At 62.8% G+C, this 15,305-nt stretch carries 12 protein-coding genes and 1 pseudogene; 4 read left to right on the top strand and 9 right to left on the bottom strand.

Annotated features, from left to right (window positions below):
• The first annotated feature begins 7 nt into the window (after window positions 1-7).
• Genes P3G66_RS28305 through P3G66_RS28290 form a run of 4 tightly spaced genes read left to right on the top strand, consistent with a single transcriptional unit; the run spans window position 8 to window position 3,417 of the window.
• Entirely contained in the window at window positions 8-790 is a 783-nt protein-coding gene (locus P3G66_RS28305) for an ABC transporter permease (RefSeq protein ID WP_180279665.1), read from the top strand.
• Window positions 791-792: 2 nt separating this feature from the next.
• Window positions 793-1,575 carry an ABC transporter permease gene (locus P3G66_RS28300; RefSeq protein WP_218959922.1) on the top strand — a complete coding sequence of 261 codons (783 nt, stop codon included), beginning with the start codon at window positions 793-795 and terminating at the stop codon, window positions 1,573-1,575.
• Window positions 1,575-2,384 carry an ABC transporter ATP-binding protein gene (locus P3G66_RS28295; RefSeq protein WP_276117422.1) on the top strand — a complete coding sequence of 270 codons (810 nt, stop codon included), beginning with the start codon at window positions 1,575-1,577 and terminating at the stop codon, window positions 2,382-2,384. Before P3G66_RS28300 ends, P3G66_RS28295 begins: the two co-directional genes overlap by 1 nt.
• Window positions 2,385-2,406: 22 nt before the next feature.
• Entirely contained in the window at window positions 2,407-3,417 is a 1,011-nt protein-coding gene (locus tag P3G66_RS28290) for a YdcF family protein (protein WP_276117421.1), read from the top strand.
• Window positions 3,418-3,423: 6 nt separating this feature from the next.
• Here P3G66_RS28290 and P3G66_RS28285 read toward each other — a convergent pair whose 3' ends face one another.
• From P3G66_RS28285 to P3G66_RS28245, 9 genes and pseudogenes are all read right to left on the bottom strand, one after another.
• Window positions 3,424-4,257: an NmrA family NAD(P)-binding protein gene (locus tag P3G66_RS28285; protein WP_003945973.1), complete on the bottom strand. Its 834-nt coding sequence runs from the start codon at window positions 4,255-4,257 to the stop codon at window positions 3,424-3,426.
• A 14-nt stretch (window positions 4,258-4,271) separates the two neighbouring features.
• Entirely contained in the window at window positions 4,272-6,215 is a 1,944-nt protein-coding gene (locus tag P3G66_RS28280) for a hydantoinase B/oxoprolinase family protein (protein WP_276117420.1), read from the bottom strand.
• Window positions 6,215-8,314 carry a hydantoinase/oxoprolinase family protein gene (locus P3G66_RS28275; protein ID WP_007735491.1) on the bottom strand — a complete coding sequence of 700 codons (2,100 nt, stop codon included), beginning with the start codon at window positions 8,312-8,314 and terminating at the stop codon, window positions 6,215-6,217. Before P3G66_RS28275 ends, P3G66_RS28280 begins: the two co-directional genes overlap by 1 nt.
• Before the next feature lie 281 nt (window positions 8,315-8,595).
• Entirely contained in the window at window positions 8,596-9,267 is a 672-nt protein-coding gene (locus tag P3G66_RS28270) for a carbon monoxide dehydrogenase subunit G (RefSeq protein WP_007735490.1), read from the bottom strand.
• Window positions 9,264-11,786 carry an aerobic carbon-monoxide dehydrogenase large subunit gene (cutA, locus tag P3G66_RS28265; RefSeq protein ID WP_019746089.1) on the bottom strand — a complete coding sequence of 841 codons (2,523 nt, stop codon included), beginning with the start codon at window positions 11,784-11,786 and terminating at the stop codon, window positions 9,264-9,266. Before cutA ends, P3G66_RS28270 begins: the two co-directional genes overlap by 4 nt.
• Window positions 11,783-12,427, bottom strand: a complete 645-nt coding sequence (locus P3G66_RS28260; protein ID WP_003946048.1) for a (2Fe-2S)-binding protein — start codon at window positions 12,425-12,427, stop codon at window positions 11,783-11,785. Before P3G66_RS28260 ends, cutA begins: the two co-directional genes overlap by 4 nt.
• Before the next feature lie 2 nt (window positions 12,428-12,429).
• A complete protein-coding gene (locus P3G66_RS28255; RefSeq protein ID WP_276117419.1) occupies window positions 12,430-13,332 on the bottom strand; it encodes an FAD binding domain-containing protein in 903 nt (300 codons plus the stop codon).
• Between the two features lie 89 nt (window positions 13,333-13,421).
• Window positions 13,422-14,861: a solute carrier family 23 protein gene (locus P3G66_RS28250; protein WP_276117418.1), complete on the bottom strand. Its 1,440-nt coding sequence runs from the start codon at window positions 14,859-14,861 to the stop codon at window positions 13,422-13,424.
• Between the two features lie 292 nt (window positions 14,862-15,153).
• Window positions 15,154-15,305: pseudogene (locus P3G66_RS28245) on the bottom strand (aspartate aminotransferase family protein); the annotation flags it as partial.

The following is a 15,305-nucleotide window of genomic DNA, read 5'->3' as shown; positions in this document are numbered from 1 at the left end:
GTCCGCCTTGACAACCCTGCAGACTCGCCGCAGGCAGGTTCTGCTCGGTCGGCTGCTGACGCTCTTCGCGTTGGCAGCCGTCTGGCAGATCTTCGGAATGCTCGGCGACGAGGACGTCAAAGGTATTCCGAAGTTCAGCGACGTGGCAGTGGCCTTTGTGAACGAACTCGGCACGTCCTCGTTGTGGACATCACTGGGACAAACGGTGACCACCACGGCGATCGGATTGGCGCTGTGCCTGGTGATCGGAATCCCGGCAGGGCTGCTGCTCGCCGCGCACCCGTTCCTGACGGTCTCCTCCCGCTTCGTCATCGACTTCTGCCGAACCGTTCCGCCGCTCGCAATCATTCCGCTCTTTCTGCTGATCATGGGCCCGACGCAACGGATGGCGGTGGCACTGATCGTGGCAGTAAGTGTGTGGCCGATTCTGCTCCAGACGATTCACGGTGTGCGCAACGTCGACCCGGAACTGCTGGCCACCGCACGATCCTTCCGACTTCCACTGTGGCGCAGGCTCGCTCTCGTCGTCGCACCGGCGTCGATGCCCTACATCTTCACCGGGATTCGCATCTCGGCAACACTGAGCTTGCTGCTGACCATCGGTGCAGAATTGATCGCCGGCGTGCCGGGACTCGGTAAGGAGATCCTGCTGAGCCAATCCGTCCCCGATCGAATGTTCGCACTGATCATCGTCGCCGGACTACTCGGAATGCTGCTCGCCTTCGCCGTGATGGCGATCGAGAATCGTTTACTTGCCTGGCATTACATCCCGAGGAGGATGACGACGTGAAGATGATGTCAGGACTTCGACTCCTCGCGTGGGAGTTGTGGCTGCCGATCTTGATCGTCGTCGTATGGTACTTCGGTTCGGAGTCGAGCAAGTCGCCTTACTTCCCGCCGCTGTCGCGTATCTGGAAAGCGTTTGTGGACAACTGGTTCGGTCCGGGATTCGCCCACGATGTCGTACCGAGCTTGACCAACCTTGCCTTCGGTCTCGCCGTGGCACTGGTGGTCGGCGTCGGCGCCGGTCTCCTGCTGGCACTGTTCCCGCTGGCTGCCGACATTGCCGATCCGTTTCTCCAGTTCTTCCGCGCTATTCCGGCGCTGGCCGTATTACCCGCTCTTTTCATCGTTTTCGGAACCGGTTCGACGGGTAACGTTGCCGCCATCGCCTTCGGCGCGGTCTGGCCGATACTCCTCAACACCCTCGACGGCATTCGCTCCATCGACCCGAGTATCCGATTGGTGGCGCGCAGCTACCGGATCCGTACACCCCTCCTGGTGACGCAGGTACTCCTCCCCGGAGCGATGCCGCAGATAACAGTCGGTATCCGCACCAGTCTCGCGATCGGTGTCGTCATCATGGTCGGAAGCGAAATGTACGTCTCCACTGCAGGAATCGGTCACTTCGTGATCGTCGCGCAACAGACCTTCGCGATCGCCGACATGTGGTCCGGAATTCTCCTGCTGGGAATCATCGGATACGTGCTCAACCTCGGATACGGCGTGATCGAACGATGGTTGCTCAGATGGCAGCCGCGGACCCACGACGCTCTCGCAGTGAAAGGAAACTGATGTCATCCACAGAATCTGCGGCATCGATACCCGCAGTCGAACTGAGCGGCCTCGGGGTGACCTACGGCGGTCCCACCGGCCGCGAAGTGCTCCGCGGCATCGATCTGTCCGTTGCACCCGGAGAAATCGTCTGCATCGTCGGCCATTCCGGCATCGGCAAGAGCACGCTGATTCGTTGCATCGCCGGTCTGCAGAAGCCGACCACCGGTGAGGTCCGCATCGCCGGGATCGCGATCGATGCACCGCCGGCCACGCTGGCTCTCGTGTCACAGGACTACGGACGCACACTGATGCCGTGGCTTCGAGTGGGCGAGAACGTTCGCCTGCCGCTACGGGGCAACGGTCTGGCGCGGAAGGTTCAGAACGAGAGGGTTAGCGATGCACTTGCCGTTGTCGGTCTAGGCGGTGCTGCGCGTTCCTACCCCTGGCAGTTGTCCGGCGGAATGCAGCAGAGAGTGGCGATAGCTCGCGCTCTCGCCTATCGGCCGCAGGTACTCCTCATGGACGAACCCTTCGCGTCGGTCGATGCGCAGACCCGCGCGGAACTCGAAGACCTGCTACTGACGCTTCAGCGTGATCTTGGCATCACCGTCCTCCTCGTCACCCACGACGTCGACGAATCGGTGTACCTGTCCGATCGAGTGGTCGTCCTCGGCGGAACTCCGGCATTGACGCAGGACATCGTCGACGTCCCGTTGACCGGAGCTCGAGATCAACTGACCACCAAGGCAGACCCACTGTTCATCAAGTGCCGTACCAGGGTCCTGTCCGCGATCCAGCAGTCGAAGGTGGTGGCGTCCGTGTCGTAAGCGCCTCGCCTAGGCTGGCTCCGTGATCCTTCTCCTCATCGGCCTCGCGCTGCTCGGATTCTGCGGCTACCGGTTCAGGCAGGATCGACGGAGGCTGAGCAACGGCGTCTACCTACTTCTCGGACTGATCTTCACCGGTCTGTGGATGTTGCAGTCGGGTGCGCCGGGAACCGAGGTCCCGTCGTTCGTCATCGCGACGATCGCTCTGCTCTCGCCGTTGCTGGTGCTCCTGCTTGCAGGATTCCTGATCGTCAACGGAGTCACGATGCTGCGGCGCGAGGGATTCAGCGTCGCGAATCTGCTCTCACTCGTCGCCGGACTCGGCCTGCTCGTTCCCTACGTGTTGCTCGCATCAGCGCTGCTGACGCAGAGATATTGGCTCGCAGTCGTTCTCGGTTCGTTCAGCCTGGTCGCGTCGTACCTGGGGTTTCTGTTCACGAGCTTTCTGCTCTACTCCTACGTCTACGGACGCCAGAAGTACCAGCCCGGGATGGACGCGATAGTGGTTCACGGCGCCGGGCTTTCGGGCGCCGACGTGACACCCCTGCTTGCCAGCCGTCTGGACAAGGCGGCCGACGTCTTTCGCGCCGAGGTCCGCGAAGGACGTTCACCACTGTTGGTCGTGAGCGGCGGGAAGGGTTCGGACGAGGTGGTCAGCGAGGCGGAGGCAATGTGCGTCTACCTCGTCGATCACGGGATACCGCGCGAGAGCGTGATTCTCGAGGACCGCTCGACCACCACGCTCGAGAACCTCGAGTACACCAGGGACCTTCTCCGTGCCAACACCACGAAGCCTCGAATGGTGCTGGTCACCAGCAACTTCCACATCCTCCGAACTGCGACGTTTGCCCGAAGCCTCGATCTGGATGCGGAAGTCATCGGTTCCCACACCGCCCGGTACTACCTGCCGAGCGCCATTCTGCGCGAGTTCGCCGCCGTCACGGTGGAGCACAAGTGGCTCAACGGAACGGTCTGCCTGATCCTGGCCGCCCTGCCCCCACTGGTGGTCTGGGCGGTCGGAGGCATTTCGTAGCCGGATTCAGCGAATCAGGCTCTCGACGGCCATCGGTCGGCGACCCAAAAGCAGTTCGACGGCCGCGCTGCCGGCAAGAAAATCGTGGTGGTTGTAGAACTCGAACATCGCCGCCAGACGCGAGCTGGCGTTGACGTCAAGGCTGCTGCCGATCTGTTCGCGCCATTGATCCACGCTGATCTGATCTATCGCGACGGTCCGTGACGTCTGCTTTTCCACCATCTGTGCCACCTCCATGACGCTCAGAGCTTGCGGGCCGCCCACCTCGTACGTCGCTCCGTGATGTTCACCCGAGCCCTCGCTCAGTACGACCGCGGCAACAGCCGCCACGTCCGCCAGACTCACGAACGAGAACTTCGTTTCCGCGCTGTAGGGCAGGACGATGGTGTCAGACCGACCAGTGAGTACCGCCTCGAAATTCTGCGCGTACGCACATGGTTGCAGCACAGTCCATTTCAAGGGTGAACGGTGCAGTTCGTCCTCACACCTGGCTTTGTCCAGGTGATGCGGCATGGACGGGCTGAACGGCCACGCGACGGAGTGATAGACAAAGTGCTCCACTCCCGCCGAAGCCGCTGCCGTCAGCGCATTGCGAAGCAGTGCGGGCTCGTCGGGATGGACGTTCGGGGCAATGAAGTACACGCCTCGGCACCCGGCGAGCGCCTTGCGCAGTCCGCTTCCGGTTTCCAGTTCTACCTCGAAGTCCCCGTCGACACGCGCCTTTCGCACCAGTCGCCGAACTGTCACGCTCGGCGGCAGTGCGGCGACGACGGCCTCACCGGTCTTACCCGCGGCGCCGATCACCGCGATGTCGGCGCCGCGAGCAATTCCGTTCTCCATGAGAGTTTTCCGTCCTAGACGTAGTCGTAGATCGCTGAGGTGGCGCCACCCGAAAGCTGCGCGTAGCCCGGACCCCGATCGAAGAAGGGCTCGTTCTCACCGCGTTCCGAGCGCAACTGATCCCGCAACTCCGCGGTAGCAGCCTCGTCGACGGTCGGCTCGTCACCCTCGATCATGACGACAACGCCGTAGTCGTCGCGTGCACCCTCGACGGAAACCTTGCGCCACTGAATGTCTCGCAAGACCTCTTCGGTCGGGCGCTCCAGTGGATCTCCCCAACCGCCACCACCGGTGGTGCGAATCCGTACGACCTCGCCGGCCTTGATCGGCTCGGCATCGGTCAGCGCGTCGAACTCACGCTCGTTCGGTCCACCCGGATCCAGGACGACGGAGAACGGCCGACCGGCCTTGCCGCCCTTGACTCCCCAGCAGGCGAGGATCGAACGGTCCGCGATGGACATGAAGTGAGCATCCTTGAGCATGCGGATGTGCTTCTCGTATCCCAGGCCGCCCCGGTAGCGTCCGGCTCCGCCGGAATCCATGGCCAGACCGAGCTTTTCGACGATGAAGGGGAAACGGCTCTCGGTGAATTCGGTCGGCAGGTTCCGTGAATCGGGAACGACGTGAATCGTGTCCTCGCCGTCGGCGTAGTAGCGTCCGCCGGAACCGCCGCCGAGCACCTCACGCATGAGGTACGAGTGACCCTCGAAGTCCTCACCGTAAACGCCGGTGTACCTGATGGTCTCCTGATCGGCGGGCATGTTGCCGTCCACAGCCTTGGCGACGACGCCGGCCAGCACTCCGAGCAGACGGAGGATGACGAACGTGCGCGCGTTGGTGGGGGCAGGGAAGATCGGGGTGATCAGTGTTCCCTTTTCGGGGAACTTCATCTCGATCAGCGGTACGACGCCCTCGTTGACATCCAGTTCGGCCATGCGCTCCGGGGTGTCCGCGAGGTTACGCAGAATCGGGGCCAACCACTTGATGAGGAAGTTTCCGTCCGCGTAGTCACCGCAGTGGTTGATCGGGCCCTTTGCCTGCGGTCCGGTTCCGTTGAAGTCCAGGATGAGTCGCTCGCCGCCCTCGTCCTCCGGCCGCGTCTTCGTGAGCGTGATGCGCTGGATGTGGAGCATCGGCTCGTCGACGCCGTCGTGCTCGGCGTAGTCCTCCCACGTGTACTCACCGACCGGGATCTTGCTGAGGATTTCGCGGCGGTACGTCTCGGTGGTCGCGTCCATCATCGCGTCGAAGCACGACTCGACGGTGTCGACGCCGTAGCGCTCGAACAATTCGGTGAGTCGACGCGCACCCATCAGGCACGCCGAGCACTCGGCGTCGAGGTCAGCTGCGAGGGCGTCCGGCATGCGGGAGTTACGCGTCATGATGCGCAGCGCCGCCTCGTTGGGAACTCCCTGGTCCCACAGTTTGATCGGCGGAACCATCAGTCCCTCTTCGTACACCGTGGTGGCGCCGGACGGCATGGAGCCGGGGCAGCAACCGCCGATGTCGTCGTGGTGACCGAATGCCTGAACGAACGCAACAACCTTCGGTTCGGCATCGGGAGTGACGCGGGCGAAGACAGGCACCGTGACGCAGAGGTCGGGGAGATGGCCGATGCCACCTTCGGACAGGTAGACGTCGTTGTGGAAGTACACGTCTCCCGGCTTCATCGTCTCGAGTGGGAAGTCCCGGGCGATCGGATGCACCAGCGCGGAATACGAACGGCCCGTGAGCTTGCGGAGGTTCCGGTCGTGAATACCGGCGCGGAAATCGTGAGCATCACGGATCATCGGTGAGCGCGAGGTGCGCGAAATGGAGGTCTCGACCTCCATTTCCACGCTGGCGAGGTAACCGGCGACGATCTCGACCAAAATCGGATCAGGTGACGCGCCGTCGGTAGCGGTGAGTCGGTACGGCTTGGCCGCGGTGGCAGCAGCAGCATCGAGAATGGCGGTCATCACTTCACTCCGTTCGAGTCGGAAGACTTCGAGATACGAATGTTCCCGAAGGTGTCGATACGTGCCGAGAATCCGGGATGGATCGGGACAGTCGAGCTGAACTCCTCGATCACGGCCGGTCCTTCGATGACGTCACCCGCACCGAGCAGTGTGCGATCGTAGGTGGCCGTTTCGACCCAGCTGTCGAAATACGATTGACGCGAACCGGTTCGAGCGGTGTCGGCGCCGGTGCCGGCCGGGATCTCCTTGAGCGTCGGACGCTTGATCGGGCCGATGCCACTCACGCGCAGGTTGACCCATTCCACGTGCTGCGACGGGTCTCCCCGGAAGTCGTAGCCGTACAGCTCGCGGTGCGCCTGGTGGAACGCCTCGGCCGCGTCGTCCATGATCTGCGTCGTGACGGTACCTTCCGCCACCGGGACGCGTACCTCGAAGGCCTGACCGAGGTAGCGCAGATCCGCAGTGCGAGAGTACTTGCGCTGCGTCTCGTCGAAACCCTCTTCGGCAAGCGCGATCTCGGCTTCGCCGGCCAGCGCGTCGAACTGGCTCTGCAGGTCTTCAGCCTTCAACCGGTCGTGACGACTGACGTGCGTCTGGACGTAGTCGTTGCGGACATCGACCGTCAGCAGACCGAACGCGGAGACGTTACCCGGATTGAGCGGGACGAGAACGTCTTTCAGACCCAGGATGTCGACGAGACGGCAGGCGAGCAGGGAGCCGGAACCGCCGAACGTCACGAGGGTGAAGTCGCGAACGTCGAGGCCACGCTTGACGGTGATCTGACGCAGGGCGTTGGCCTGGTTCCACGCCGAGACCTCGAGGACGCCGACCGCGCACTCCTCGAAGCCCAGACTGAGCTGTGTTGCAAGCTCTTCGAGGCCCTTGCGTGCCAATTCCGTGTCGAGAGGAATCTCGCCACCGAGCAGGTGGGGTGGGATGCGACCGAGCAGGACGTGCGCGTCGGTGATGGTCGGTTCGCTGCCGCCCTTGCCGTAGCACAACGGTCCGGGATCGGCGCCGGCCGACTGAGGGCCGACTCGGAGGGTGTGTTCCGGCGTCATCCACGCGATCGACCCACCACCGGCGCCGACGGTCACGACGTCGATCATCGGGATCTTCGACGGGTAGTTGCCCACTCGCCCTTCGGTGGTCAGCGCGGGCTCGCCGCGAACCACGACGGTGACATCCGTCGACGTTCCGCCGCCGTCACAGGTCAACACCTGCTCGACGCCGGCGGCGTCGGCGATCAGCGCAGCACCGAGGGCTCCGGCGGCCGGTCCCGACAGGACTGTCGTAATAGGCTGGTGAACAACCTCTTTGGCCGACAGGACACCGCCGTTGGACTTCATGACGTAGAACGGGATGTCGCGGGGTTCACCGTCGGTGGTCGAGAACTCACGCAGACGATTCGCGATGTTGTTCACGTAGTTGCGGATGTTCGGCTTGACCGCGGCGTCCACGAGTGTGGTGATGGACCGCTCGTATTCGCGGTACTCACGCAGCACCTGGCTCGAGATGCTCACCGTCGCATCGGGGAAAACTTCGAAGAGGATGTCGCGTACGCGCTCCTCGTGCGTCGGATCGGCGTACGAGTGCATGAGGCAGACGCCGATGGTCCGGATCCCGCGGTCCTTGAAGAACTGCGCTGCGCTGCGAACGCTCTCTTCGTCGAGCGGACGAATCTCGCTGCCGTCGAAGGAAAGGCGTCCACCGACGGTGCGTACACGATCGGCGGGGACGATGCGTTCGGGCTTGACCCAGAAGTACGAGTTGCCGTAACCGTCCGGCACCGACTGACGAGCGATTTCGAGAACGTGCTCGTAGCCCTCGGTGGTGATGAAGCCGAGGTTCTCGACCTTGCCTTCGAGCAGTTTGTTCGTCGCTACGGTCGTACCGTGGCTGACCGCACCGATCGAGTCGCCACTCTCACCGAGCTTGGCGAGTACCTTCTCGATACCGGCGAGAAAGCCCTCGGCGGGGTCCGCCGGGGTGGACGGGGTCTTGGTGGTGACGATGGCGCCGGTTTCGTCGTCCACTGCCACGATGTCGGTGAACGTTCCGCCGGTATCGATACCGACCCGAATCTTCCTGGGTTCCACGCTTCCTCCTGAGATCTTTGGCTCGTCTCGTCTGGTACCGATCGACGGTTGCGGCCTAGCCGGTAAGTGGCTCGTACCTGACGTGTAGAGCTATTCCACAGGTTCGGAAGAGCGGATTCTTTGTCACAATTCGCCGAATCGGGGGACCAAGGTTCGGCGCACGATCACGAGCGGATCTTCGCCGGCGCCCCCGTGGGTTACGCGGACGTGAAAAACGCCCCGAACCTGGTCGGTTCGGGGCGTTTCCCTCATCGTGAATCAGCTGTTGACACCTACGCGAACTACTCGCGACAACCAGAACGCGCCAGGAATCCGCCTATAGCAACACCTGACAAAGCAATGGCTGCGCCGACGACGGCGCTGACCATCACCGTGCGAGCATCTGTGCCGCCCGCTGTCGGTGCAGCGGCCGGAAGAACCGCCGGTGCCGCGACAGCTCCGGAAACTACCGGCGCGCCTTCGACCGCCACTGCCGGTACCGCCGCCGCCACGGCGGCAGTGACTTTCTCGGGAATGCCGTTGGCAATGACGCCGTCGATGCTCTTGAAGAACACCCCGGCCATCTTCTTGGCTACACCGGTGATCATGCGCTGCCCGACGCCGCCGACCATCCCGCCGACCACGGCGTCGGCGTCATACGAAAGCAGCGTGCCACCCTCGTTCTCCGTCAAGGTGACCGTGACGTCCGCCTTCACCGTGCCGGGAGCACCCGCCCCCGAAGCCGTCATGACAAACGAATTGGGCCGATTCTGTTGCGACAGAACAACCTCGCCGTCGTAGACGCCCTTGATCGACGCAACTCCCGCCATGATGGAGAGCTTGTAGTGATTGTCCGTGAGCTGCTCGAGCGACTGCACACCGGGAATGGTCGCGGCCAGTACACGACCGTCCTGGAGCTTGTCGTAGACCTCTTCGCGAGGTGCCGTCAGCTGCGCGGTGCCGGCGATTCTCATGCATTCTCCTCTGATGACGAACCCGCGTGTGCGAGTCGAAGTTCGAACAGTTCGGACGGTGAAATGGGCATGGACGTGATCGAGATTCCTTCGGCGTCCTCGATGGCAGCCGCGATGACGGCGCTGGTGGGGATCACACCCGCCTCACCGGCACCCTTCATTCCGAGTGGGTTGAGTCCCGACGGCGTGACGGTGTGATCCATCTCGAGCGAATCCGGCATCTCGGTGACGAACGGCATCAAGAAGTCCATGTACGACGCGTTGAGCATCTGCCCGTGCTCGTCGTAGACGATCCGCTCGTAGAGTGCGCCGCCGATACCTTGCGCGACGGCGCCCATGACCTGACCTTCGACGATGCGGGGGTTGATCACGTTTCCGCAGTCGTGGATGACAACGTAACGACGGACCGTGATCTCGGCTGTCACGGGATCGGTTTCGACGATCGCCGCGTGCACTCCCGAAGCGAAGGTGGAACTGGGCGGCGAGTAGTAGCCGGTTGCTTCCAGACCGGGCTGCTCACCCTCGGGAATCGGCGGCTTCGACATGTCCGTGTCGGTCTTGGCGAAACCGGTGGCCAGCTTCGACTCACGGTCGAACGCATATCGTAGCGGGTTCGACAGCACGGCAACAACACTCAGCGGTACGGACGTACCCTCCACTCCGGCTTCGGTGCCGATCTTGCACACGTGGCCTTCACGGAGTTCCAGTTCGGTTTCCGGCAGATCCAGGATTCCGGACGCGATCTTCTTCGCCTTCTCCGCGACCATCTGCGCTGCGACGTGGAAGGCCGAACCTGACATGACCGCACCACGCGAGGCGAAAGTGCCGACGGCATAACCGAACCGGCGGGTATCACCCGTGACGATCTCGACGTCGGAGACCTTGACTCCGAGGTCGTCCGCAACGATCTGGGCGAACGCGGTCTGGTGGCCCTGACCCTGCGTCGTCAGGCCTGTTGCGGCCTTGACCTTTCCGGACGTCTCGACCACGACGTGCGCACCCTCGTAGGGTCCGGGTCCGGTTCCCTCGACGTACGCGCCGATACCGATGCCGACCGACCGACCTTCGGCACGAGCCTTCCTCTGGTACTCGGGAAATCCGTCCCAGTCGATGAGCTTCTTGAGCTTGTCGATGCCCGCCTGGTAGTCGCCCGTGTCGTAGATCAACGGGCGTCCGTCCTGGAACATCAGGCCGAAGTCGTACGGCATGTCCTCGGGGCGAATGAAGTTCGCCTCCCGCACCGCGATCTTGTCCTTGTTCAGGTACTTGGCGATGGCGTCCATGGATCGCTCCATCGCGAACACGGCCTGCGGACGTCCGGCGCCGCGGTACGGGGTCACGATCACGGTGTTGGTGTACAGCGAATAGGCGTTGACCCGGAACGACTTCGGCTTGTACGGCCCGAGAACCTGCGTCGCGGTGTTGATCATGACGATGATCCCGTACGGCAGGTAGGCACCGTTGTCGTGCCAGAACGTGAAGTCGAACGCCAACAGACGACCCTCGTCGTCGAATCCGATGTCGACCTTCTGGATCTGCCCGCGCTCGTGTGCGCTCGAGATGAAGTGCTCACGGCGATCCTCGACCCACTTCACCTCGCAGGAGATACCGGCCTGGCCGAGGCGTCGAGCGGCCCACGTGATCATGACTTCTTCGGGCCACGGGTGAACGATCTTGACGCCGAATCCGCCGCCGACGTCAGGAGCGATGCAGTGAACCTTGTTCAGCGCCATCCCCAATCGCGCGGCGATTGCGGCGCGGGCGGACGTGGACGTCTGGGTGGAGGTCCAGAACGTGAGGGTGTTCTCGTCACCGTCCCAACGTGCGTAGACGCCCTTGCCCTCCATCGGCATGGAAGCCGAACGCTCGATTTCGAGATCCAGCGTCAGTCGGTGCGGCGCGGCGGCCAGTTCGGCATCCAGATCTCCGAACCCGTGCTGCAGGTGAGCGGCGACGTTGTCCGGAACGTCGGCGTGGACGGCGTTGGCGGCGGTGCGAGCGACGTCGATCCCCACTACAGGCTTCAACGCCTCGTAGGTGACGTCGATCTTCGCGCAAGCGTCCTCGGCGATGTACCGGTTGTCGGCGACCACCATGGCGATGGCTTCTCCGACATGCTTCACCTCGTCCTTCGCGAGGGGATACCCGTTGCGCGGAGCGATGATTCCCGGATGAGGAATGAGCAGTGGCAGGTTCTCCGCCATTTCCGGCGTGTCCGCGAGGAGATCTTCGTAGGTGTAGATGGCATGTACGCCAGGCACTTCCAGCGCCTGATCGATGTCGATGTCGATGATTCGCGCATGGGCGTGCGGCGACCTGACGAATGCCGCGATCAGCGCGTTGTGGCCCAGATCGTCGAGGTATCGCCCCTGACCGCTGAGCAGACGCGTATCTTCCTCGCGCGGAATCGGTTTACCGAAGAACTTGCCGTCGTCGGCAACCGAATGATCGGCCGTCGAATGATCGGAAGCGGGGTGCTTCGCCCCGTTGCGCTTTGCTGGTTTGACCGGAGTACTCATGCCTTACCCGCCCGTCCTCCGACAGGATTCGTTGTTCCCCGCACCTTGCGATCCAACGCCTCCCGAGTGGACGCGTCGTCGATTCCGAGCGGGAACTGCCCGGCCCGTTCACGCTTGATCTCGGCTGCGCGCAAAACCGAGGCCCTGATGTTCTGGTACCCCGTACAACGGCAGAGGTTTCCCGCTATCGCGTCGGTAGCTTCCTCCCGCGTGGGGTTGGGGTTCTCCTCGAGAAATGCCGCGATGGTCGTCACGAATCCCGGAGTGCAGAATCCGCACTGCAGACCGTGACAATCCTTGAACGCCTGCTGAACCGGATGCAAAGTGCCGTCCGGCTCGACGAGGCCTTCGACGGTGGTGATCGATCGACCTTCGAGGCTGGCCGCGAGGACGAGACAGGATCGAACAGGCTTTCCGTCGAGCAGCACGGTGCACGCACCACACACGCCGTGTTCACAACCCACGTGCGTGCCCGTCTTACGGAGGTGGTGACGAATGGCATCCGAAGCCAGAGTGCGGGAGGGAAGAACGACGGTGTTCGTCACCTCGTTGAGCGTGAACGTGACAGCTACATGGTGCTCACCGGTGTCTGCTGCCAACTCGGCAAGTTGATCATCGATGGAGCGATCGTTTTTGGACATTGTCACCACTTTCCTGCCAGTACTGCGTTCTCACTGAGAGCATCCGTTGCCGCCGCGAAGCCGACCCGCGCCGTGAGCGCGGACACCAACTGCGAGCGGTACGCCGCCGTCCCGTGAATGTCTGCCTCGGTATCTATCTGCGCGCGGGCGCATTCCCCGAGGGTGCGCCACCGCGGGTCCCGCTGATCCGTCGCGGACGCCCCCGCCAGTACGTCCGTGTAGTCCACGACCTGCCCCAGCTCTCCGGCGGACACGTACGTCATGTGCGCTTCGGTCACCAGACCGTCGACCACGCGAATCTGGGCGACGACGCCGACCAGTGCATAGTCACCGTGACGACGCGCGATCTCGTCGATGGCGGTTCCCACGCCGGGTTCGGCGGCGGGCACCGACACCGACACCGCGATCTCGTCTGATTCCAGGCTCGACTCGAGAGGGCCGGCGAAGAGATCCGTCGACGCGATCTCGCGGGTGCCACGCACCGACTGGACGGTCACGCTGCCCCCGAGCAGCGTCAGGACTGCCGGCATCTCCGCCGACGGATCGGCATGGACGATGGAGCCGACGCTCGTCCCGCGGTTACGGATCGTGGGGTGCGCTACCAACTGCAGAGCACGGTTCAGCAGAGGCTGGACTCGACGAGCACCTTCGTCGGCCGCCAGCACCGAGTGCGTGGCCAGGGCCTGGAACCGCACTCCTTCGTCTTCGGACGAGGTCACCGAGGCGAGGTTCGGGATCGATCCGATGTCGACGATGTGGGCGGGCGCGGCGAGGCGCATGGACAGCAGCGGCACAAGCGATTGCCCACCGGCGAGCACCTTCCCCTCGTGAGAGACCTCGGAGAGGATTCGGCACGCGTCCTCGACCGAGGACGGTCGGTGATAAGTCAGCGGCGACGGTTTCATTACTCAATCCTGCCTCTATGAGTCACTTCACGTTTTGTGCAGATGTGACAACGGTCACGGGTCATACCTGGCATACATTCAACTTGGCATCACGTGAGCTGCGCCACGGGCTCTTCGCGTTCGTCATCTGACGCATTCGCCCCCGGCGTTGCGCCCGGCCGCCTGCCGGACTTCGGCCTGTTCAGTTCAGGGTTCCAGGACCCTACGAGCCGGCAGAGGTGGTACATCACGATCAAGACGATGGTGCCGAGCGCGATACCTCCGAGCGAGAACGTGTCACTGAACTTCAGCGCCGTGTCGCCGATACCGATGATCAGACCGGCGGCAATCGGCATCAGATTTAGCGGGTTCCCGAAGTCGACGCCGTTCTCTTTCCAGATCTTGGCGCCGAGCAGACCGATCATGCCGAACAGAACCACAAGAATTCCGCCCAGGACGCCGCCGGGCGTCGCCGCCATGACTGCTCCGAACTTAGGCGAGAAGCCGAGCAGGATCGCGATGAAACCCGCAATCACGTACGCGGCGGTCGAGTACACCCGCGTGGCAGCCATGACACCGATGTTCTCGGCATGAGTCGTCGTAGGGGAGCCGCCTACTGCGCTGGCGATGGCGGTGGCAAAACCGTCACCGGCAATGGCGCGTCCGATGTACGGGTCGAGATCGTCGCCCGTGATTTCGGCGACCGCCTTGACGTGTCCGGCGTTTTCCGCGACCAGTGCGATGACACCGGGAAGCACCAGAACGATGAATGTGAGGCTGAACGAGGGAGCATGAATACCGACGATCCCGTTGGCTTCGTCCGAGAACGGCGGCAACCCGAACCAGGACGCCGAGTGCACCGAATCCCAGTTGACACGAAAGTGCTCGGTGGGTGCGCCGCTACCACTGGCGGACGTGATCGGACCGGAGAGCCGGTCGAGGACCCACGAGAAGATGTAGCCGAAAACCAGCGCGACGAGAATGGCGATACGTCCCAGGAAGCCGCGTAGCGCAACGCTCATCACGATCAGTGCAACCATCACGATCAGTGCCACCCACTGATCCTGCGGCCAGTACAACCCCGCGACAACGGGCGCCAGGTTGAAGCCGATCAACATCACCACAGCGCCGGTGACCACCGGCGGTAGCGCTTTACTGATGACGCCACCGCCGAGAAAGTGGATGGCGATGCCGACGAATCCCAGAACCAACCCCGACACCAGAATCGCACCGGTCACTTCGGCCGTCGTTCCACCTTGGGCACGAATGGCGGCAACGCCACCGACAAAAGCTGCGGATGTTCCGAGGTAGCTGGGGACGTGCCCCTTGACCACCAGCAGGAAGAAGAGCGTACAAAAGCCTGACATCATCACGGCAAGTTGAGGATTGAGGCCCATGATGATCGGGAAGACGAACGTCGCGCCGAACATCGACACGACATGCTGGCCGCCCAACCCGATGGTTCTCGCCCAAGTGAGTCGCTCGCCGGGAGCGACCACTTCGCCGGCTCCGATGTTCTTTCCGTCTCCGTGCAACGTCCAGATCGGCATGACGAGACCTTTCGCAAAGGAGGAAGGTGTTCGAAATGCTTTGTGCCCCAGCTCACAAACACCGTGTCTGGAGTGAAACGCTAATGCAGGACCGAGATTTGGACGTGATGACAATCTGCCAGAACCCACTCACCGAGATTGGCAACAATGGTGGCAGATGATGCGGGCAGGGGTCATCGTCAGTGTTGGAGGCAGTTTCGACCGAAATGAGGACCACGCCACGAAGGGCCCAAACATTTTCTTCGGCTTAATGATTCCGTAACACGATGTCTGTCAACGGAAAACGACAGTCCTAGCCGAGGGCTGCGAGGATTCCCGCTGCCATCTCCGCGACCTGATCATCGGTCATCACAAACGTCGGCGAAATCTGCATCGCACCCTGACCCGCCGCGCGACCCGAAATACCGTGCTCACGAAGCGTCTTCACAAACGGCAACGCCTCCG

The sequence above is a fragment of the Rhodococcus sp. C3V genome (assembly GCF_029269915.1).
Classification (GTDB): Bacteria; Actinomycetota; Actinomycetes; order Mycobacteriales; family Mycobacteriaceae; genus Rhodococcus_F; species Rhodococcus_F qingshengii.
Note: the sequence above shows the minus strand (reverse complement) of the source record. Positions and strands in the feature narration are given on the sequence as shown.

Coding starts and splice junctions, on each gene's coding strand:
- P3G66_RS28300 (WP_218959922.1), top strand. CDS start 793: ATGATGTCAGGACTTCGACTCCTCGCGTGGGAGTTGTGGCTGCCGATC.
- P3G66_RS28295 (WP_276117422.1), top strand. CDS start 1,575: ATGTCATCCACAGAATCTGCGGCATCGATACCCGCAGTCGAACTGAGC.
- P3G66_RS28285 (WP_003945973.1), bottom strand. CDS start 4,257: ATGGAGAACGGAATTGCTCGCGGCGCCGACATCGCGGTGATCGGCGCC.
- P3G66_RS28280 (WP_276117420.1), bottom strand. CDS start 6,215: ATGACCGCCATTCTCGATGCTGCTGCTGCCACCGCGGCCAAGCCGTAC.
- P3G66_RS28270 (WP_007735490.1), bottom strand. CDS start 9,267: ATGAGAATCGCCGGCACCGCGCAGCTGACGGCACCTCGCGAAGAGGTC.
- cutA (WP_019746089.1), bottom strand. CDS start 11,786: ATGAGTACTCCGGTCAAACCAGCAAAGCGCAACGGGGCGAAGCACCCC.
- P3G66_RS28260 (WP_003946048.1), bottom strand. CDS start 12,427: ATGTCCAAAAACGATCGCTCCATCGATGATCAACTTGCCGAGTTGGCA.
- P3G66_RS28255 (WP_276117419.1), bottom strand. CDS start 13,332: ATGAAACCGTCGCCGCTGACTTATCACCGACCGTCCTCGGTCGAGGAC.
- P3G66_RS28250 (WP_276117418.1), bottom strand. CDS start 14,861: ATGCCGATCTGGACGTTGCACGGAGACGGAAAGAACATCGGAGCCGGC.